Source organism: Roseovarius sp. MBR-6 (genome assembly GCF_040547525.1).
In the GTDB taxonomy this organism is placed as follows: domain Bacteria; phylum Pseudomonadota; class Alphaproteobacteria; order Rhodobacterales; family Rhodobacteraceae; genus Roseovarius.
This window is the reverse complement of record NZ_JBEPPW010000001.1, coordinates 411,247-432,053: the sequence shown is the minus strand read 5'-3', so window position 1 is coordinate 432,053 and position 20,807 is coordinate 411,247. Positions and strand designations below refer to the sequence as shown.

15 protein-coding genes are annotated in these 20,807 nt (G+C 68.4%); 6 read left to right on the top strand and 9 right to left on the bottom strand.

Annotation, left to right across the window (positions count from 1 at the left end):
- Positions 1-36: 36 nt before the first annotated feature.
- Genes ABIE57_RS02185 through ABIE57_RS02175 form a run of 3 tightly spaced genes read right to left on the bottom strand, consistent with a single transcriptional unit; the run spans position 37 to position 2,619 of the window.
- A complete protein-coding gene (locus tag ABIE57_RS02185) occupies positions 37-969 on the bottom strand; it encodes a site-specific tyrosine recombinase XerD (protein WP_354537340.1) in 933 nt (310 codons plus the stop codon).
- Positions 966-2,483 carry a hypothetical protein gene (locus ABIE57_RS02180; protein ID WP_354537339.1) on the bottom strand — a complete coding sequence of 506 codons (1,518 nt, stop codon included), beginning with the start codon at positions 2,481-2,483 and terminating at the stop codon, positions 966-968. Before ABIE57_RS02180 ends, ABIE57_RS02185 begins: the two co-directional genes overlap by 4 nt.
- Entirely contained in the window at positions 2,470-2,619 is a 150-nt protein-coding gene (locus tag ABIE57_RS02175; RefSeq protein WP_354537338.1) for a hypothetical protein, read from the bottom strand. Before ABIE57_RS02175 ends, ABIE57_RS02180 begins: the two co-directional genes overlap by 14 nt.
- 111 nt (positions 2,620-2,730) lie before the next feature.
- Here ABIE57_RS02175 and ABIE57_RS02170 point away from each other — a divergent pair, with 111 nt between their 5' ends.
- Both ABIE57_RS02170 and aroB read left to right on the top strand, forming a co-directional pair.
- The gene (locus ABIE57_RS02170) at positions 2,731-3,291 is read left to right on the top strand and encodes a shikimate kinase (protein ID WP_354537337.1); all 561 of its coding nucleotides are present in this window, start codon (positions 2,731-2,733) and stop codon (positions 3,289-3,291) included.
- A complete protein-coding gene (gene aroB, locus ABIE57_RS02165) occupies positions 3,288-4,394 on the top strand; it encodes a 3-dehydroquinate synthase (RefSeq protein WP_354537336.1) in 1,107 nt (368 codons plus the stop codon). The genes ABIE57_RS02170 and aroB overlap by 4 nt, the downstream gene beginning before the upstream one ends.
- 25 nt (positions 4,395-4,419) lie before the next feature.
- Here aroB and arsB read toward each other — a convergent pair whose 3' ends face one another.
- Positions 4,420-5,472, bottom strand: coding sequence for an ACR3 family arsenite efflux transporter (gene arsB / locus ABIE57_RS02160; protein ID WP_354537335.1), 1,053 nt, complete (start codon positions 5,470-5,472; stop codon positions 4,420-4,422).
- A 126-nt stretch (positions 5,473-5,598) separates the two neighbouring features.
- Positions 5,599-6,846, bottom strand: a complete 1,248-nt coding sequence (gene tyrS / locus ABIE57_RS02155; protein WP_354537334.1) for a tyrosine--tRNA ligase — start codon at positions 6,844-6,846, stop codon at positions 5,599-5,601.
- A gap of 63 nt (positions 6,847-6,909) precedes the next feature.
- On the opposite strand from tyrS, the gene ABIE57_RS02150 reads away from it, so the two are divergent.
- The 4 genes from ABIE57_RS02150 to ABIE57_RS02135 all read left to right on the top strand — a co-directional run bounded on the left by ABIE57_RS02150 (position 6,910) and on the right by ABIE57_RS02135 (position 10,416).
- Entirely contained in the window at positions 6,910-8,031 is a 1,122-nt protein-coding gene (locus tag ABIE57_RS02150) for an anhydro-N-acetylmuramic acid kinase (RefSeq protein ID WP_354537333.1), read from the top strand.
- Positions 8,015-8,755, top strand: coding sequence for a maleate cis-trans isomerase family protein (locus ABIE57_RS02145; RefSeq protein ID WP_354537332.1), 741 nt, complete (start codon positions 8,015-8,017; stop codon positions 8,753-8,755). Before ABIE57_RS02150 ends, ABIE57_RS02145 begins: the two co-directional genes overlap by 17 nt.
- A gap of 24 nt (positions 8,756-8,779) precedes the next feature.
- Positions 8,780-9,922: a trans-sulfuration enzyme family protein gene (locus ABIE57_RS02140; protein ID WP_354537331.1), complete on the top strand. Its 1,143-nt coding sequence runs from the start codon at positions 8,780-8,782 to the stop codon at positions 9,920-9,922.
- 158 nt (positions 9,923-10,080) lie between these two features.
- A complete protein-coding gene (locus tag ABIE57_RS02135) occupies positions 10,081-10,416 on the top strand; it encodes an aspartate aminotransferase (RefSeq protein ID WP_354537330.1) in 336 nt (111 codons plus the stop codon).
- On the opposite strand, the gene ABIE57_RS02130 is transcribed toward ABIE57_RS02135, so the two are convergent.
- From ABIE57_RS02130 to ABIE57_RS02115, 4 genes are all read right to left on the bottom strand, one after another.
- The gene (locus ABIE57_RS02130; protein ID WP_354537329.1) at positions 10,410-14,645 is read right to left on the bottom strand and encodes a translocation/assembly module TamB domain-containing protein; all 4,236 of its coding nucleotides are present in this window, start codon (positions 14,643-14,645) and stop codon (positions 10,410-10,412) included. The genes ABIE57_RS02135 and ABIE57_RS02130 overlap by 7 nt on opposite strands.
- Position 14,646: 1 nt before the next feature.
- Positions 14,647-16,431, bottom strand: coding sequence for an autotransporter assembly complex protein TamA (locus tag ABIE57_RS02125; protein ID WP_354537328.1), 1,785 nt, complete (start codon positions 16,429-16,431; stop codon positions 14,647-14,649).
- A gap of 105 nt (positions 16,432-16,536) precedes the next feature.
- Positions 16,537-19,635, bottom strand: coding sequence for an efflux RND transporter permease subunit (locus ABIE57_RS02120; protein ID WP_354537327.1), 3,099 nt, complete (start codon positions 19,633-19,635; stop codon positions 16,537-16,539).
- Positions 19,632-20,741, bottom strand: coding sequence for an efflux RND transporter periplasmic adaptor subunit (locus ABIE57_RS02115; protein ID WP_354537326.1), 1,110 nt, complete (start codon positions 20,739-20,741; stop codon positions 19,632-19,634). Before ABIE57_RS02115 ends, ABIE57_RS02120 begins: the two co-directional genes overlap by 4 nt.
- Positions 20,742-20,807 lie beyond the last annotated feature (66 nt).

The following is a 20,807-nucleotide window of genomic DNA, read 5'->3' as shown; positions in this document are numbered from 1 at the left end:
TTCATGGGGTGGTTATGGGGTGTCTCACGCGCGTGTTCAAGGCTCTGACCTATCGGTTCGGGGGACGCGGGCAAGCGGGTGATGTTCTTCCACCAGCGCGCGCAGGCGGGCGTCGAGCACATGGGTGTAGATTTCGGTGGTGGCGACATCGGCATGGCCCAGAAGCGTCTGGATCACCCGCAGATCGGCCCCGCCCGCCAGAAGATGCGTGGCGAAGGCGTGGCGCAACCGGTGCGGTGTGACCTGCGCGGGATCGACCCCGGCGGCTACTGCGATTTCCTTGATCAGCCCGTAAAAGCGGTGGCGCGTGAGATGCCCCGCCTTGCCGCCCGAGGGGAAAAGATGGGGTGAGGCCGTGCGCGCCTTGTCGGTATCGCGCGCGCGCAACCAGTCATCGAGCGCGGCGCGGGCAGGCGGCGACAAGGGCACCAGCCGCTCCTTGCCGCCCTTGCCGCGCACCAAGAGCATCTCGGGGCGGCCGCGCGCCGCCGCGACCGGCAGTTCCACCAGCTCGCTCACCCGCATCCCGGTGGCATAAAGCAGGCTGACAAGGGCCGCGTTGCGCGCCCGCTCCGCAGCACCACGTCCCACCGTCGGCGCACAGGCCAGCAGCCGCTCGACCTCGGCCACGCTCAGCGTGCCGGGCAGGCGACGCATACGGCCCGGCCCCCTGAGCCGGATGGCCGGGTTGTCGGCGCGCCAGCCCTCCTCGACGGCGAAGCGGTAGAATTGCCGGACAGAGGACAGCCGCCGCGCCCGTGTCGATTTCGCCAGCCCCTCGGCATCGCAGGCGACGAGGTAGGATTCCACATCCTCTTGCCTGGCCGTCAGGAGCGCGCCGCCCCGCCGCGCGAGCCAGCCCGCATAATCCTTGAGGTCGCGGCCATAGGCCAGAAGGGTGTTGCGCGCCGCCCCAAGGTCGGCGGCCTGTGCCTCGAGGAACGTGGCGATTCGGGTTTCGTCGGTCATCTGGACGGGCCAAGGAGCAACAGCTGAAGGGCGGCGCGGCGCGCGGTGTCCTCCAGCCCCACGGCGCGCAGCGTGGCAAGGGCCGCGCGCGTGGCCGAAGGGGCCGTGCGGACGGCGGCGGCGTCAAGCTGCGTGGCGGCGGCAAGGATTGCCTCGCCCAGTCGCCCGCCGTCGATCAGGGCGCGGTGTTCGGGGGCGGGGGCGGTGCTGGCAAAGGCGTCTACAATCGCGCTTTCGAGCGGGGTCACGGCGTCGCCTGCCTGTGGTTTGCCGCGGGCCAGTCCGGCCAGCAGCCTCTGGCGTGGCGTGGAGGGGGGCAGGATGTCTGTCGCGCGCTCGTAACGGGCCGACAGCGCCACGATTTCAGAGGCGAGGGGACGCGTGGCCGTGGCAAGGGGGGCGGCAAGCAGGCGCTCGGCGAAAATCTCGCCCAGCACGGCTTGCAGCCGCACCTCCTGCGCGGCGGCCCATGCCGCGGGCAGGGCGCGGGCCAGCGTCTCGGGCTGGCCCGCGTCAAGCGCCGCATCGAGCGCCTGAATGGCACCGACCCGCTCCCACACACCGCCCGAGGCGGCGCGTTTGCGCGCGGTATAAAGCCCGAAAAGCCGCGCCCCGGCGACGGCCCCGGTCTCGGCCAGCCGTTCGGCGGCCTCGATCTCGGCCTTCCAGCCCGCCGTGCCGCGCAGATCGGCCATGGCGAAGGCGCGTGGCAGATCGCGCGTGCCAAGCGGCGCGCCGATCGCCTCGAAAAGGCGGAAACGCAGCGGCGTCATCGGGTTGGGCGGCTCTGGCGGATCGATGTCGTCGATCAGCTCCGGCTCGAGGAAAAGCGCCAGCAGGGTCACGTCCGCCTCATCAAGCGTGCCCGTCGCCTCGGCCCCGTGCAAAATCAGGGCCGCCGTCTCCCAATCCCCCGCGCGCGCGAGGCAGTAGATACGCTTGCCCGCGTCGCGGCTCAGATGGGGGGCGCGGGCGAGGGCTGCGCAGGCCGGATCCTCGCCGCCTTCCAGCAGCGCCAGATCGAGCCAGGCATCAAAAAGCGCGGGCGTGTTGCCACCCGCGCGTTCTACCAGTGCGAGCGCGGGTTCCACCGCCCCGAACCGGCGCAGCGCGGCAAGGCGCGCATTGAGAAAGCGCGCTTGCGGTCCGGTGTCGGGGGGCGGGTCCGCCTCGGTCAGCAAAAGCGTGTAATAGAGCGCCTGAAGCGCCGGCAAAGGGCGTTCCGGCAACCGGTTCAGATACCCGGTCAGGGCCGCGGTCGTGCTGTTTTGCCAAAGCGTTGTCGGCAAGCCGGTGACCGCGGCCGGCAACAGGCCGACAGCATCGGCGCGCGGCGCATCGAGTGCCGTGACGGAGACATCGGGCACGTCTGCCCCCTCGGACACGGGCGGCCCTTGCGGGGTCACGGTCACGGTCGGGGCTTCTGTCAGCCAGTCGATGGCCGAGAGCGGCGCTTGCGCCATGGCCATGCCGCCCCAGAGCACGGCGGCAAGCGCGCTGCTACTTTGCCTCAAGGGTGACATCTTGCCGGATCTCGGTCTGCGATGGTGCGAAATCCGCCCCGAAGAAAGGGCCGATATAGGCATAGGCCGTGAGTGCGATCACAGCCAGAACCGCGAGGTAAATCAGCCATTTGATGAGCCGAAACATAAGGTATCCTGCCTGTTTGCCCTGTGATTTTCGCTCACATATAACTGGCATTCCCGACAATATCACGCCATTGAGGAAAAAACTTCGCAAACAGGCAGGGGAGCGCCGAGCGTGGCGGCTTGCACGGGCTGGAAACTGAAAAAATCCGTGGTCCTTGTCGGGATGATGGGCGCGGGCAAGACTGCCGTGGGCAAGGCGCTGGCGGCCCGCCTTGGGGTTCCCTTCATCGATTCCGATGCCGAGATCGAGAAGGCCGCGAACATGACGATCGCCGAGATATTCCAACGCGATGGCGAGGAGTTCTTTCGCCGCCGCGAGACCGAGGTGATCGACCGGTTGCTGGAGGCCCATTGCGGGATCCTCTCCACGGGGGGCGGTGCGTTTCTGGCCGAGCGCAACCGGCGGCTGATGTCGCAAAAGGGCGTATCGGTCTGGCTCGACGCCGATCTCAATTTGCTGTGGTCGCGCGTGAAGGGCAAGAATACCAGGCCTTTGCTGCGCACGCCTCAACCACAAGAGACGCTGCGCGAGATTTACGAGGCACGCGCGCCGATCTATGCGCAGGCCGATCTGCGCGTCGAGGCGCATCCCGATTACACGATCGAGGCGATGGCGGCGCGGGTCGCCGAGGCATTGGCCACGCGGCCCGACATTCTGGAGAAGGTGACATGATCGAAACGGTGCATGTGGGGCTGGGCGAACGGGCCTATGATGTGGTGATCGGGCCGGGCCTTCTGGGGCAGGCCGGGGCACGTATCGCGCCGCTTCTGCGGCGGCCCCGCGTGGCGGTGGTCAGTGATGAGACGGTGGCGAAGCTGCATTTAGGTTCGTTCATTAATGGACTGAAAAATAATGATATATCATGTTCGTGCCTGACGCTGCCACCCGGCGAGGCTACGAAATCCTGGCCGCATCTGGAACGGGTCGTGGCGTGGCTTCTGGACGAGAAGATCGAGCGCGGCGACATGGTCGTGGCGCTTGGCGGCGGGGTGATCGGCGATCTTGTGGGGTTTGCTGCCGCGATCCTGCGGCGAGGGGTGCGCTTCGTGCAGGTGCCGACGAGCCTTCTGGCGCAGGTGGACAGTTCCGTTGGCGGCAAGACCGGGATCAATGCGCCACAGGGCAAGAACCTCATCGGGGCGTTTCATCAGCCGTCGCTCGTTCTGGCCGATACCGAGGTGTTGGGAACGCTGAGCGAACGGGACTATCTGGCGGGTTACGGCGAGGTGGTGAAATACGGACTTTTGGGCGACCGTCAATTTTTTCAATGGCTTGAAAGCAATGGATCACGCGCCGCCGCGGGCGATATGGCGGCGCGCATCCATCTTGTGAAACGCTCGGTCGAGATGAAGGCCGAGATCGTCGTGCGCGACGAGACCGAACAGGGCGACCGCGCGCTTCTCAACCTCGGCCATACATTCTGTCATGCGCTGGAGGCCGCCACACACTACGACGGGGCGCGGCTCTTGCATGGTGAGGGGGTGGCGATCGGGTGTGCGCTGGCGTTCTCGCTCTCGGCGCGGTTGGGGCTTTGCTCTCAGGAAGAGCCGAGCCGGGTGCGCGCCCATCTGTGCGACATGAAGATGAAGGTTGATCTGTCTGATATCGAAGGAGAGTTGCCGGATAATGACCATCTGGTCCGCCTTATGGGCCAGGACAAGAAGGTGGTGGACGGGACACTGCGATTCGTGCTGGCGCGCGGGATCGGCGCGGCTTTCGTGACCTCGGACGTGCCCATCGAGGCGGTGCGAGAGGTGCTGGAGGCGGCGCGCTGACAGGGCGGCACGGGCGCGCTTCCGCTCAGCCCGGAAACCAGTGCCGCGTGCGGTTGGCGAAGGCCACGAGCGAGAGCATGACCGGCACCTCCACCAGCACGCCGACCACGGTGGCCAGCGCGGCACCCGATCCGAGACCGAAAAGGCTGATGGCGACGGCGACCGCGAGTTCAAAGAAATTCGACGTGCCGATGAGCGCGCAGGGCGCGGCGACGTTGAAGGGCACGCGCCATGCGCGGGCAAGACCGTAGGCGACAAAGAAAATGCCGTAACTCTGCAGGAGCAGCGGCACGGCGATGAGCACGATGACAAGGGGCCGGTCGAGGATCACTTGACCCTGAAAGCCGAAGAGCAGCACCACGGTCACAAGCAGGCCGATGACGGTGACGGGCTTGACGCGCGCGCGAAATGCCTCGACGGCCGGTTCGCCGCCCTGCTGCATCAGCCGGTTGCGGATGGCAATGCCGGCGGCGAGCGGAATGAGTATGTAGAGCAGCACCGACAAGAGCAGTGTCTCCCACGGCACGGCGATATCGCTCACGCCAAGCAACAGCGCCACGATGGGCGCGAAGGCAAAGACCATGATCACGTCGTTCACGCTGACCTGCACCAGCGTATAGGTGGCATCGCCGCGCGTAAGCTGCGACCAGACGAAAACCATGGCGGTACAGGGCGCGGCTCCCAGCAGGATGAGGCCCGCGAGATAGGCCTGCGCCTCCTCGGGCGGAATCAACCCGGCAAAGACATGCCGGAAGAAGAGCACGCCGAGTGCTGCCATGGTGAAGGGCTTGATCAGCCAGTTGACGGCGAGCGTGATGACAAGGCCCTTGGGCCGCTCGCCCACCTGCCGCAGCGCGCCGAAATCAACGCCCACCATCATCGGAAAGACCATCGCCCAAATGAGCAGCGCCACGGGCAGGTTGACGCGGGCGATCTCGGCAGCGGCGAGGGTCTGAAAGAGGCCGGGAACAAGATTGCCGAGCGCCACCCCCGCCGCGATGGCCAGCGCCACCCAGAGCGAGAGCCAACGCTCGAAGGCTCCCATGCCGCCGGGGGTATCCGAGGTGTGATCGGTCATGGCAAGAGGGATATGCCCGCAAGGCGGGGGCTGCAAGCGGGAGACTGCGACGTTTCGGTGACGGGAGCCGAAGTCTTGAAAAGACTTCGGTCCGATTTCTTTGGAAGAAATCGGCGTGCGCGCGGGTCAGTGGGCGCGCTTCACCAGCGCGTGGCGCTTCTTGCCCGCCGAGAGCTTGATCGGTGTGGCGAGGGCTGCGGCGTCGAGGATCAGGCCCGCATCGGTAAGCGGCGAATCGTCGAGCCGCGCGCCGTTCTCGGCAATGAGGCGCTTGGCCTCCTTGCCGGTTTTGGCCAGCCCCGCGCGCACGATGAGTTGCACGATGGAGAGGCCGGCCGCGAGCTCTTCGGGTGTGATCTCGACGGTGGGCAGGTCATCGCCCACGCCGCCCTTCTCGAACACCTCGCGCGCTGTGGCCTCGGCGGCCTTCGCGGCCTCGGTGCCGTGCAAAAGCGTTGTCACCTCGTTGGCCAGAATGATCTTGGCTGCGTTGATCTCGGACCCTTCAAGCGCGCCAAGACGCTCGCACTCCTCGACCGGCAATTCGGTGTAGAGCTTGAGGAAGCGACCGGTATCGGCATCGGTCGTGTTGCGCCAGAACTGCCAGAATTCGTAAGGGCTGAGCAACTCGGCGTCGAGCCAGACGGCCCCGCCTGCCGATTTGCCCATCTTGCGCCCGTCCGATGTGGTCAAAAGCGGCGAGGTCAGCCCGTAGACCCCGGCGTCGAGCACGCGACGGGTGAGGTCGATGCCGTTGACGATATTGCCCCATTGATCCGAGCCGCCCATCTGGAGCACGCAGCCGTGGCGGCGGTAAAGCTCCAGAAAATCGTAGGCTTGCAGGATCATGTAGTTGAATTCGAGAAAGCTCAGCGATTGTTCGCGGTCGAGGCGGGACTTGACCGACTCAAAGGACAGCATCCGGTTGACGGAGAAATGCCGCCCGATGTCACGCAGGAAATCGAGGTAGTTCAGCCCGTCAAGCCATTCGGCATTGTTGAGCATGAGCGCGCCGTCCGCCCCGTAGGAGAGATAGCGGGCAAAGACGCGGTTCATGCCCGCGATATTGGCGTCGATCTGGTCCGGGCTGAGCAGCGGGCGTTCGTCCGAGCGGAACGAGGGATCGCCCACCTTGGTGGTGCCCCCGCCCATCAGCGTGATCGGGCGGTGCCCGGTCTTTTGCAGCCAACGCAGCATCATGATGTTGAGAAGATGCCCGACATGGAGCGATTTCGCCGTCGCATCATAGCCGATATAGGCCGTCACCGTGCCTGCGCGCAGCGCCGTATCGAGGGCTTCGAGATCGGTGCAATCGGCGAGATAGCCGCGCGCCTGCATGATATGCAGGAAATCCGATTTCGGGCGATAGGTCATGGTGCTTGTCCTGTCTGCGATTGCGCGGCATGTATAGGCAGTCGTGGGGCGAAGGAAAAGGCCATGTTGAAGGTGGGGCGGGCGTGGGCCTTGGGGGCGATGTCGGGGACGTCGCTGGACGGGGTGGACGCGGCCATGATCGAGACCGACGGGCACGAGATCTTCGCCTTTGGCCCCGCCGCCTATCGCGCCTATGCGCCCGAGGAGGCGGAGGTCTTGCACAGAGCGCGCGGGTGCTGGCCCGGCGCGCCCGAGGTGGCCCGCGCGGCGGCGGTGGTGGAGGCCGCGCATATCGAGGTCTTGCGGGAGTTCACCGGCGCGGCGCTGGTGGGATTTCACGGCCAGACGCTGGCGCATGAGCCGCAGGGGCGCGGCACGCACCAGGCCGGGGACGGTGCGCGGCTGGCGGCGGCGCTCGGCCTGCCGGTGGTCTGGGATTTCCGCAGCGCCGATGTGCGGCTGGGGGGCGAGGGCGCGCCCCTGGCGCCGTTTTACCATTTCGCCTGTGCGCGGTGGATCGGGGCCACGCGACCGCTGGCCTTTCTCAACCTCGGCGGTGTCGGCAACCTGACATGGGTCGATCCGCGTTGCACCCGGCCCGAGGACGACGGTGCGCTGCTGGCTTTTGATACCGGGCCGGCCAATGCGCCGATCAACGACCTCATGCGCGCGCGCTGCGGCGAGGGGTATGACCGCGACGGCGCGCTGGCGCGGCGGGGCCGGGTTGCGCAAGGCGCGCTGGAGCTGTTTCTGGACGAGCCGTATTTCATGCGGATACCCCCCAAATCGCTTGACCGCGATGCGTTTGCCGAGATGATCGCATTGGTGGGGGAGCTGAGCGATGCGGATGCGGCGGCGACGCTGACGGCGATGGCGGCTTCGGCGGTCATGCGCGGGATCGAGCATTGCCCCGAGCCGCCGGAGCGGGTGCTGGTCTGTGGCGGCGGGCGCAGGAACCCGGTGATGATGGCGATGGTGGGCGCGGCGCTTGATTGTCCGGTGGGGCCGGTCGAGGATGTGGGGCTTGATGGCGACATGCTCGAGGCGCAGGCCTTTGCGCATCTCGCGGTGCGGGTGGCGCGGGGGCTGCCCACGTCCTGCCCCGGCACAACGGGGGTGCGGGCGGCGGTCTCGGGCGGGATCATCAGCAGGCCGGAGGGGGGGCACCATGACGTTCGCGCTTGACGACGGGCCGGGGGAGGGGCTTCAACTGGGTCTCATCGTGCTGAGCACCGATACAGGGCTTGAATGGGAGGCGCGGACGGTCTTTGCCGGACGCCCCGCCCATGTGCTGCACACGCGCATTCCGGCGCGTGATCACGTCACGCCCGAGGATCTGGGCCAGATGGCACCCGAGCTGACGCGCACGGCGGCGCTGTTGCCGCAGGGGCTGCGCGCCGTGGGCTATGGCTGCACTTCGGGCGCGACGGTGATCGGACCAACGGAGGTTGCGGCCCGCGTGTCAAAGGCGCATCCCGGCACGCCGGTGACCGATCCGCTCAGCGCCGTGATCGCGGCGCTCGGTGCGCTCGGGGTGCGCCGGATCGGCATGGTATCGCCCTATGTCGCGCAGGTCACGGCACCGATGGAGGCGGCCCTGGCGGCGGCGGGGATCGAGGTGGTGGCCGCCAAAAGCTTTGGCGAGAGCGAGGACCGGATCGTGGGGCGCATCCCCGAGGCCGCCACGCTGGCGGCGATCGGCGAGGTCGGGCGCGAGACGGGCGTCGAGGCGGTCTTTGCCAGTTGCACCAATCTGCGCAGCATGGGCGTGATCGACGAAGGCGAGGCGATGTTGGGCCGTCCGGTGATCAGCTCGAACCAGGCACTGTTCTGGCACATGCTGCGATTGGCCGGTATGGGCGAGAGAGCGGCGGGCTGGGGGCCGGGGCGGCTCTTTTCCATGACATAACAACAAGAAAAGGACCGGGACGGGATGACTGGCGAGAATTGGAGACCCGCGACCATCGCGGCGCAGGCGGCAGGGGCGACCGAGGCCGAAACGGGGGGCGTGGTGCCGGGGATCAGCCTTGCCACCACCTATCTGCGGGGCGAGGATTACGGGCTGCTGCGCCCCGAGAATGTCTATGGCCGCGACCACAACGCCACGGTGCGGCAGGCCGAGGAGGTGATCCGGCGGCTTGAGGGCGCGGCGGCGAGCCTGCTCTTTCCGAGCGGAATGGCCGCGGTGGCGGCGGTGTTCCGGGCGCTGCCCTCGGGCGCGCGGGTGGTGATGCAGACCGGCATCTACTGGGGCACGCTGAAATGGGTGCGCGATTATTGCGTGCGGCGCGCGATCCTGCTCGACGAGGTGGAGGCAAGCGATGCGGGCGCGCTGGCCGAGGCGTGCCGGTCCTCGGCCGACATGGTCTGGATCGAGACGCCGTCGAATCCCTGGCTGCGCACGGTCGATATCGCGGCGGCGGCGGGCATGGCGCACAAGGCGGGTGCCGTGCTGGTTGTGGATGGCACGGCGGCGACGCCGGTGCTCACGCGCGCGCTCGATCTCGGCGCGGATATTTCGATGCATTCGGGCACCAAGGCGCTGAATGGTCATTCGGACGTGCTGGCAGGTGTTCTGTCGTGCCGTGAGCCGTCGCTGCCGATGTGGGCCGAGATTGCCACGGACCGGCACGACGCGGGGAGCATCATCGGGCCGTTCGAGGCGTGGCTGTTGATGCGGGGGATGCGGACCCTGCCTTTGCGGGTGGAGCGGATGTGCGCAAGCGCGCTGGCGCTGGCCGCCTGGCTCGAGGCGCATGACGGCGTGGAGGCGGTTCTGTATCCCGGCCTCGCGCGTCACGCCGGGCATGACGTGGCGGCCCGGCAGATGACGGGCGGCTTTGGCTATCTGATGTCTTTCCTGGTCCGGGGCGACCGGGCGCGCGCGCTGGAGGTGGTGGGGCGGCTGAGGCTCTTTCACCGGGCCACCTCGCTGGGCGGGGTCGAGAGCCTGGTCGAGCATCGCCACACGATCGAGCCGCATACCGGGATCCCGGAAAACCTGATCCGGCTGTCGGTGGGGATCGAGGACATGAGCGATCTGCGCGAGGATCTGGCACAGGCGCTGGCGGGGTAGCGAGGAGATACCGCGCCCGGTGGCGGGGTCACACGACGGGGGGTGGCGAGGGGGTGGGGCACCCACCACCCCCGACGCATCCGCAGTGCCGTCGAAATCCGGTATTTCCCCGACGTCTGTTAACTTCGAATTCACTCTTCCCCGGTCATGCGGGCTCCATGCAAAACCGCAACTCACCCCTCTCTCCCGAAGTCTGGTTGCACGACCTGTTCACGTCCAGGGCGGTTCAGCAGGGCGGTGTGATCCGGCGCAAGGCCCGCGTTATCGAGCGGTTCGTCGGCATGGCGCGCTTCATGGCCGAGATCCGTCGGCGTGGCTATCAGGTGGCGGAGAACTCGGGGCAGATCGTGATCTTCTGCAACCGCGCGCCGGTGCGGTGGCTCACGCCGGGGGCGGCGCCGATTTCTTCAAAAGAAATCGGTCCGAAATCTTTTCAAGATTTCGGGGGCCGGCGCGCGCAGATCGGTGAGGGCCGCAGCGGTGAACCTCAGTAATCGCGTTCGAAGAAGATGCCGATGCCGCCGTCGCCATCGTTGGAGGCGCCGCCCTTCACGGTAAGCGAGCCGGTGAGGTCGAGGTTGAGGTTGATGCGCTGCTTGCCCGCGCTGTCGGCGGTCACCTCGGTATAGACCTTCTCGGAGATATAGGCCCCCGCGCTCACTTGTGTGTCGCCATCGGCGGTCTGGCTCACGTCGAGATCGGCCAGCCCCAGCCCGCCGCGCAGCCGCCCCACCAGATCGCCACCGCCGCCCGAGAGCGTGGCCACCGCCGAGGCGAGCTGCGCCGCCTGCAAGGGCGAGATATCGTCAAGCCCGCGTCCGAAGATGAGCCGCGCGACGATTTCTTCCTGCGGCAGGTCCGGATTTGAGGCGAACGTCACGTCGGGGGCGCTGGCCAGCCCCTCGATGATCACCTGCACATCGGTGCTGTCGATCTCTGTCTCGGCCACGAAGCGGAGCCACGGATCGAGCGAGCCTTGCATGGTCACGCGCCCCTCGGTCAGCGTGAGGCGCTTGCCGAGAATGTCGAGGCGACCGCGGCGCAGTTCGAAAAAGCCCGCAGGCGAGACATCGGCCGAGGTGCCGCCGATGCGCAGCCGCCCGCCAAGCTCGGCATCGAGGCCACGCCCGCGCACGAAGATGCGCGCGGGCGCGTTGATCGCAAGATCAAGCGGGAAGGCCCGGCGCGGGGTGCCGGCGGTTGCGTCTTGCAGCAGGCCCGCGCGTTCGCGCGTGAGCCGGGAGGCGGCACTTTCGTTGACATGGCGCAGGTCGGGCAGCGAGACAGAGGCGGGTCCAAGCCCCGAGGGGATGCGGATATTGGTTTCCTCCAGCGTGATCTCGCCGCCGATGCGCGCGCCGCCGGTCAACGGGCCGTTGAGCGTCACCGTGCCATTTGCCGTTGTGGTGTAAATCAGCCGGTCGCTGAGCACCGTGCCAAGAAGCGCCACGGTCAGATCGCCCGTGTATTCGGGGACAAGCGAGACCGGGCCGGTGATGCGCACCGCGCCGCCGTCGCGCAGGCGGGCCGTGATATCGGTGATGGCGCGGGACTGGCCGAGCGAGGCGCTGCCGCTCAGATCGTCGATGGCCAGCCCCGCATCGGGGAGCGAGACCTGTGTGCCCGAGGTCCGCACCGTGCCCGAAAGTGCGGCGAGCGCGGGCGCGCCCTGCGCGCGGAGGTCAAACTCGGCGGTGCCCGAAAGGGCATTGGGCTGGATGAACCGGTTGACGAGGGCAAGCGGCAGGCGCCCCGAGGTGGCAAGGTCGAGCCGCGCGCCATGGTCGAGCACATCGCCCGAGACGCGCGCGGTGGTGCCGGCCGGCCCCGTGGCGTCGAACGCGAGGGTGACGCGGCGCGCCTCGGGACCCGCAAGCGTGGCCGTGCCGCGCGCGGCGAGGGGGCCGGGAAACTCGGGCAGGAAAAGCCCGAGATCGGCCAGGCGTGCGTCAATCGTCACCGGCCCGCCCGCGCCATCGCCGCGCGCATCGAGCGTCAGTTGCGGCGTGGCAAGGCGGATCTCGGTGATCTCGATGCGCTCGGGCGTGCGGCCCGCATCGGCGCTCAGGTCAAGCTGACCGGCGATGAGGCGGTCGAGATCGGCGATGCCGGTGGCAAGGTCGCGCCCCGCGAGGGTGGTCTTCACGCGCAGGCTCTCGCCGTCGCCGGAGCCTTCGGCCTGCACATCAAGCCTGCCGCGCAGACGCTGACCCGAGAGGGCGTTGAAGCGGGCAAGATCGGCCACGCGCGCGGTGAGCGTGCCGGTGGCGGCGGGTGTCTCGGGGTTGACGGTGCCGGTGGCGGCGAGGGTGGCACCCATGGCCTCGGCCTCAAGGGCCGTCAGGGTGATCGTGCCGTCGGCGTCGCGGGCAACGGTGCCCTTGGCGCTGCCCGCGCCCGAGAGGCGCGCATCGAGCGGGGAGAGGTCCGTGAGGGCCGCATCGAAGGTGACTTCGCCGGTCTGCGCTGCGATCCCGCCCGCACCCGAGGCGGTCAGGCGGATCTTGTCATAGCTGAGACGCAGCGCGTGCAGCGTCGTCGTCGTGCCGTCATGGGCGGCGTCGACCGAAAGCGCACCGGCGCTGGCGATGAGCGGGTCAAGCTGGGCGATGCCGAGGGCAAGGCCGGTGCTGCGCGCGTCGAGCGTGATCGCGCCGGTCCGATCCTCGATCACGCCTTGTCCTGCAAGCGTGGCGTCGATTCGGCCCTTGAGCGGCTGGCCGGTCAGCGCGGCGAAGCGCGCAAGATCGGCCACCTCCGCCGTGAGGCGCCCCGCAACGGGCAGGCCGGGCACCTCGGGCGAGAGCGTGCCGGTCAGATCGAGCGCGGCCCCCATGGCCGTGACCTTGAGGCCCGAGAGCGTCACATCGCCCCCGGCCTGCCAGCCCACATCCCCCGCCACGCGCGCAGGCCCGTCAAGCCGACGGTCAGCAAGGCCGAGATCGCGCAGCGCGGCGCTGATGCCGAGTGCGCCGCTCTGGCCCGAAAGGCGGCCCTCGGCAGTGCCGGTAAACTCGGCGTTCTCGATGCGCAACCGGTCGAGCGTCGTGCCGGTGGTGTCGCGCCGCGCGGCAAGCGAAAGGGTGCCGGGCGGCGCGATGAGCGGGTCAAGCTGCGGGATGCCAAGCGCAAGGCGGTCTGTCTCGGCGGTGATCGTGAGGTCGAAATCGCCGCCCAGAAGCGAGCCGGAGCCGACAATTGCCGCGCTGGCGCGGCCTTCGAGCGGCTGGCCCGAGAGCGGGGCAAAGCGCGCGAGGTCCTCGGCGCTGAGGGCCACACGGCCCTTGACCGGAAATCCCTCCGACAGGGCGGCAAATTCGGCGGAGCCGGACAGCGTGGCGTCGCCCGCGCTGGCGCGGAAGGCGCGCAGGATGAGCGGGTGGTTCTCGCGCCAGTCCACCGTGGCATGGCCGGTGAGGGTGGAGCCTATCGCTTCGGCCAGCGCCGGGTCGGCGGGGATGAGGCCGTCAAGCGTGATCTCGGTGAGCGCGGTGACGCCGCGTGGCGGTGTGCGCGTGAGCGCGCCACGCGCGCGCAAGGTGGCGGTCTCAAGGCGCAGATCGGGTTGGCTGAGGCCCGAAATCATCGCCTCGGCGCGCCAGCGGTCGCCGCGCGCGGCGTCATAGCGCGCGGTGAGGGTCGCGCCGGTGATCTCTGTGGGCGGGTCGGTCACGGGCAGGCGCACGGGCGCTTGGCCATTGCCGATTTCGCCTGTGAGGTCAAACCGTTCGGGCCAGTTCGCCGCGTCGAGGGCAAGCTTGCCCTCAAGCTCGAATTGCGCCGCCGAGAGCGACAGGCGCTCGATTTCCGTGCGGCCCGTGGCGGAGCGGCTGCCGGTGAGCACCAGCGCGCTCTGCGGCCCGAAGAAGGGGCGGAACTCTGCGGGCAGGAGCGGGGTGAGATCGCCGTCAATCGTGGCGGAAAAGCGTGCGTCGGCCTCTGCGGGCGCGGTCACGGCGACGCGGCCGGTCAGGCGGTCGGTGCCATCCGTGGCCAGACGGATATCGGCGGCGTAGTCGTCGAGCGGTGCGGTGCCCGTAATGCTCAGCGAGAGGGCGGGTGCGCCGGGCAGGGAGAGGAGTGTGGCGGCGATACCGCCCGGGGCCTCGTCCACCGCCAGATCGAGCGCGAGCACACGGGTCGCGTTGGCAAAGCCCGCCTCCAGCGTGACCGCGCCGCGCCCGTCAAGGCGGCGGGCCTCCAGCGTGGCACTGCCTTCACCGGAGCCGAGCGAGAGCGCGCCGGTAACCGAGAGGCGGATGTCCTCGCCCAGAAGGGGCGCGCCGAGGATCACGGTCCCGGCGGTCAACTCGCCGATATTGATCGAGACGGGGAGTTCGGGCAGCGAGAACGGCCGCGCCTCGGCGATCTCGGGTGTGATCTCCGGACCCGGCAGCGGGGCGCGCGCGATCTCGATTTCCTCCGCCGTGAGGCGGTTGACCTCCACCCGCCCGCGCAGGAGCGCCGCGCGCGACCAGTCGAGGGTGACGCCCGAGAGGCGCAGCCAGACGCCTTCGGCGTCGGACATGGTCATTTCGGCCATCGTGGCCTGCGACGAGAGCGCCCCGGCAAAGCCCCGGATGCGCACATCGCGTCCGGCGGAGGAGAGGTTGTCCTCCAGAAGCCGCTCGAGAAAGCCGCCGCTGTCCTCGTCGCTCTGCTGCGCGGCAAGGGGGCCGGCGAAGAGCGTCAGGAGAAGCGAAACAATGAGGAGCGCGCGCATGTCAGAACGCCTGCCCGATGCCGATATAGATCTCGAACTGAGAGCCTGCATCGCCGTCAAGCGGCGTGGCCAGATCGACGCGGATCGGCCCCACGGCGGTGAGATAGCGCGCGCCGAACCCCGCGCCGCCCTGCCATTCGCCGCGCCCGTTGCCCGCCGCCTCCTCGCCGATGAACCCGGCGTCCGCGAAGGCCACGGCCTGAATGCTCTCGGTCACCATGGTGCGGACCTCTCCCGAAAACCCGAGGAAAGAGCGCCCGCCCACGGTGATGTTGGGTGCCAGATCGACGCCGAGATTCTGATAGCCCTGACCGCGCACCGTGCCCGCGCCCCCCGACCAGAACAGCATGTCGGCGGGCAGGTCGAGGAAATCGCCGCCCGCCACACTGCCCAGTTGCGCGCGCCCCGCCAGTGTCACGCGCCGGGCCTCGCCGAAGGTCAGGTAATCGCGCAGATCGACGAAAAAGCGGCTCCCGGCGCTGCCTTTGTCGGGGCTGACGAAGGGGGTGGCGGACAGATCGAGATAGAGGCCGCGTGACGGGTTGAGCGGATCGTCGCGCCGGTCCCAGGTCAGCCGCGCGGGCAAAAGGATGTGCGAAAGCGTTCGCGTGCCCAGATCGTCGCTGATTTCCGAATACCGAAAGGTGATCCCCGCCTCACCCGAGAGCGTGTCCGAGAAGATATGTGTGAGGCCGCCGCCGATCTCGGCCTTGCGCTCGCTGTAATCGGGCTCGTTGTTGTCCTCGAGATTGAACAGCAGGAAGGCCCCGGTATCGGGCGTGAAGGTGGCGGGCCGGTCGAGCCGCGCGCCAAGGCGGAAATCCTCGCCCCCCGAATCGCCGCCGATCCCGCCGATGAGCGCGTCGATACGCAGCCGCTCGGCCCCGCCCAGAAGGTTGCGGTGCAGCCAGAAGCCCGAGAGCGTGATGCCTTCGGAGGAGGAAAGCTCTGCGCCCACGCCGATGCGGCGGGGTTCTGCGTCGCTCACGCGGGTCTCGATGTCGAGCGTGCCGTCGGGGTTGGGCGCGTCGGCCTCGGTCAGGCGGACCGATCGGAACGCCCCGGTGCGGCGCAGCCGGTTGGCGGATTTGTCCAGCAACGCGGGCGAAAAGGTCTCGCCCGTGGGCAGGCCCGCGATGGCGCGGATGCGCTCCTCGCGCACGCGGCTGGGGGTCTGCCCGCGCCGGATTTGCAGATCGCCGAAGCGCAGGCGCGGGCCGGGGGCAAGGGCGATGGCCGCATCGAGCGTGGCGCGGGCATGGTCGGCCACGATGTCCTGACCGGCCACGGCGGCCTTGGCATGGCCCGCATCGCGCCAGCCGGTGACGCCCGCGCGCGCCGCCGAACCGATGAGCGTGCCGCGCGCATCCGCGCCGGGGCGGAACTCGGGCGGCAGCGTGGTGGCGGGGGCGAGGGGGGCGACCTCGGCGCGGCCGAAAGTGAAGCGCGGGCCTCGCTCGATGGCGATCTCGATGCGCTGGATCTCGGTCGGGGCGGCGAGGGGCGGAATGCCGGCCGCTTCGCGACCGTCGACGCGGATCGAGATGGTGCTGCTATAAAACCCTTCGCCGTAAAGCACGCCCAGAAGCCGCGCATAGTCGGCCTGCGCGGCGGCAAGCAGGTCCTGCGCGGTGGCGTCCTCCTGAGCGGCGGTGGCAATGCTGAGCGAGCCGCTGCGCAGGGTGGTGTTGAACGCCTTGGAGGCGCCGGGCACCCCGAGGCGCACCTCGGCGGGGAACGCGGGCAGGACGGCAAGGCCGAGCATTGCCGCTGCTAGAACACCCATTCGCGCGAGAAAGACCCGCATGACACACCCCCCGGCAGACCCCGTCAGTCTATCGCATCCGGGCGCGGAAATGGCCAGAGCGGGGACGGCACAACCGGCGGAAAATCACTCTGCCGGATGGGCAGTGGCGGAAAGCTCGGCCTCGAGCGCCTTTTCGATTGCGCCGCGCGGACGGGTGAAGCGCGCAAGCAGATCGTAGAGGATCGGCGTGACAAAGAGCATCAGCAGCGACGCAAGCCCCAGCCCGGCGATGATCACCGTGCCGACGGCGATGCGGCTCTCGGCCCCCGCGCCGGTCGCAAGCACCAGGGGCAGCGCCCCGAGGATGGTGGAAATGGCTGTCATCATGATGGGACGCAGGCGCAGCACCGAGGCCTCGATCACCGCGTCGCGCACCGATTGCCCCTCGTCGCGCAACTGATTTGCAAACTCGACGATCAGGATGCCGTTCTTGGCGATGAGGCCGATCAGCAGGATGATCCCGATCTGGCTGTAGACATTGAGAGACTGTCCGCCGAGCGCCATGGCATAGATCGCGCCCGCGATGCCGATGGGCACGGTGAGCATGATCACCACCGGGTGCACAAAGCTCTCGAATTGCGCGGCCAGCACCAGATAGACGATGATCAGCGCCAGCACGAACACGACCCCGACCCCGCCCGAGGTATCCTTGTAGGTGCGTGACTGCCCGTCATAGCCAAGCTTTGCCTCCGGTGGCAGGATCTCGGTGGCGATCTCCTCCAGCCGGTCGAGCACCGAGCCCAGTTCGGCATCCGGCGCAAGCGCGCCGGAAAGCTGGATCGAGGGAAGGCGGTCAAAACGCTGGAGCGAGGGGGCGGCGGCGTTCTCGGTCAGCGTCACCAGCGCGCCCAAGGGCACCAGCGTCTCGCCATCGCCTGCGCGCACGAAGATGTTCTCGATATCCGTGGGCGTGCGGCGGTCAGCGATGTCCGCCTGCACCAGAACGGGATATTCGCGGCCGCGGCTGACGAAGGTGGTCACCTCGCGCGAGGCGAGCATGGTTTGCAGCGTGGCCGCGATCACCTCGGCGGATATGCCCAGATCGTCGGCGCGGGCGCGGTCGATGCTGATATCGAGTTGCGGCAGGTTCTGCTCGAAGTTGATCTCGGGGTTCACCAGACCCTCGACCTCTTCGGCGCGGCGCAGCAATTCGCCGGCCCATTCCTTGACGCTGTCGAAATCGGGACCGCCGATCACCACGCGCACGGGCGTGGAGTTGCCGCGCAGGCCCAGCCCGGCGGGCGTCACCGGAAATCCGCGGGCGATCGTGACCCGGCCCATCAGCGGGGCCAGTTCGCCGACGATGGCCGAAACCGGGCGGTCGCGCTCTTCCCAGGGCGCAAGGCGGAACACGACGAAAGAGCGCCAGGGCCGCCCGCCCCAGCCGGTGAAGGAAAACACCGTCTCGACCTCGCCGCTGTCCAGATAGGGTTGCAGCAGGTCCTCGACCTGTTTCGCGGCCATGTCGGAATGCGAGATGGTCGAGCCTTGCGGGGCCGTGAGCGGCACGAAGCCAACGCCGCGATCCTCTCGCGGAGCCAGTTCTCGCGGCAGGCTGTCATAAAAGAAGGCAGCCCCCCCCGTGATGGCGACCGACACCGCCAGCACGACAAGCGGCATGGCGATGGCACGGGTCAGAAGCGCGCGATAGGCGCGCTGGATGAAGGGCGCGCGGCGCGGCGCGGTATCGGCGGCGTCGCGCACGGCGCGCGCGCTCAGCACCTTGGAGGCAAGCGCCGGACAGGCGGTCAGGGCGACGAAGGTGGAGATTGCCACCGTGCCCGCCATGACCCAGCCGAATTCCACGAAGAGCCGCCCGACCTGTCCGGGCATGAACGACAGCGGCACGAAGACCGCGATCAGCGTGAGCGAGGTGGCGATGACCGCGAATGTCACCTGCCGCGATCCCTTGAGGCTGGCCACGATGACCGATTCGCCGTCCTCGATCCGGCGCTGGATATTCTCCAGAACCACGATGGCGTCATCGACCACGAGGCCGATGGCCAGAAGCAACGCCAGCAGCGTCAGCGTATTGAGCGAGAACCCCCACAGCCCGATCAGAAGGAATGTGCCGATGAGCGCCACGGGAATGGTGATCGCGGGAATGAGCGTGGCGCGGAGGCTGCGCAGGAAGAGGACGATCACCCCGATGACGAGGGCCAGCGAGATGAAGAGCGCGGTCACGACCTCGCGGATGGAGGCCCCCACGAAAAGCGCGTCATCAGAGCCCACGATGATCCTCATGCCTTCGGGAAGCGTCGGGGCGAGGGTCGCGATCTCGGCGCGCACGGCATTGGAGATGGCCAGCGTGTTCGATTGGCTCTGGCGCAGCACCCACAGGCCCACGGCGTCGGTGCCGTTGGTGCGCACGATGGTGGAGTCGTCTGCCACGCCCGGCTCGACCCGCGCCACGTCACCGAGGCGCACCGGATAGCCCGCCACCCGGTCAAGCACCACCTCGCGGAAATCATCGACGCTGCGCAGACGGCTGTTGAGCCGCACGGTGAGTTGCCGGTTGAAGGATTCCACCTCGCCTGCGGGCAGTTCGATGTTGGCGCGCCGGAGCGCCGCCTCGACATCGGCGACGGTCAGGTTGCGCGCGGCCAGCGCGCGCCGGTCAAGCCAGATGCGCACGGCAAAGGGCCGGTCGCCCGCGATATCGACATTGGCCACCCCGTCGAGTGTGGCGATACGGTCGGCGATGAAACGGTCGATATAGTCCGTGATCTCGGCGGTGGTCATCCGGTCCGAGGTGACGGCAAGCCGCATCACCGGATCGGCGTCGGCATCGCTCTTGACGACCTGCGGCTCGTCCGCCTCGTCGGGCAGGTCGCCGCGCACACGCCCCACGGCGTCGCGCACATCGTTGGCGGCCACGTCGATATCCACGCCCGTCTCGAATTCGATGGTCACCCGGCTGCGGCCCTGACGGCTCTCGGATGTGATGGTGCGGATGCCGGAAATGGAGGCGACGGCCCCCTCCACCGTCTCGGTGATGTCGGTGTCGATCACCTCGGGCGCGGCCCCGCGATAGGTGGTGGTGACGGTGACCACGGAATTGTCCACGTCCGGCAGTTCGCGCACCGGCAGGTCACGCAAGGCGGCGATGCCGAAAATGATGATCAGAAGGCTTGCTACGGCGGCCAGCACCGGGCGGCGCACGGAGATGTCCGAGAGGGTCATGTCGGTTGCTCCGGCGGGTTGGCGCTGCTTTCGGCGGTGGCGTCGCGGTCGCGGGCGACGATGTTGAGAAGCGCGCCGTCGCGCACCCGCGTGAGCCCGCGCACGACCACGTCCTCTCCGGCAACGAGGCCCGAGGTGATCGCGATCACCCCGTCGCCGCGTTGTCCGGTGATCACGGTGCGCCGCCTTGCCACGCCCTCTTCGGCGACGAAGACATAGGTTTGCGCGGCCTCGAACACGATCGCCTCTTCGGGCACGACGGTGTTCTCGGTCTCGGCAAGGACAAGCGTGAGCGACAGGAACATGCCCGCAGGCAGGGTGCTGTCGGGGTTGGGGATCACGGCGCGGGTGCGAAAGGCGCGCCCCACCGGGTCGATGCGGCTGTCGACGGCGGTGATCGTGCCGGTAAAGCTGCGCTCGGGGAAGGCGGCGGCGCGGGCCACGGCGGTCTGGCCTGTGCGGACCTGCGCGAAAACCGTCTCGGGGAGAGAGAATTCCACCTCCACATCGCTCAGGTCGTCAAGTCGGGCAAGCACCTCGCCCTCCGAGACACGCGCGCCGACATCATAGCTCGTCAGCCCCACAACGCCCCCGAACGGCGCAGTGATCACGCGATCGGCAAGACGGCGACGGGCGCGGTCGGCGGCGGCCTCGGCCTCGGCCACGCGGGCGGTGGTCTCCTCGAGTGCCGCCTGCGAGACGGCATTGGTCTGGCGCAATTGGCGGATACGGTCCAGCGACTGGCTGCGCTCGGTCAAAACCGCCTCGGCCTGCGCGAGATCGGCGCGTTCGATGGTGTCATCGAGCCGGGCGAGGATCTGGCCTTCGGTCACGCGGGTGCCGGGGGTGATGTTCAATTCCACGAGGCGGCCATCGACCTCGGGGACAATCTCGATCGAGCGCAGTGCGCGGGTGGTGCCGACGGCCTCGATGGTGCGCTGCATGATGCGCGCCTCGGCGCGGGCGAGTTCCACACTGACCGGGCGCGGCCCGTCCTGCGCCGCGGCTTCGGGTTCTGCGGCGTAATGCGTGCGCCAGTAGTCGTAACCGCCATAGCCCGCCCCGGCGAGGAGCATCAGGATCAGGAGTTGCTTGAAGAGGGACATTTCCGGATGGTCCTTCGCGCGCGGTGTGCCAGGCCTGCTTAGAGTTAACGTAGGATTTGCGAAAGG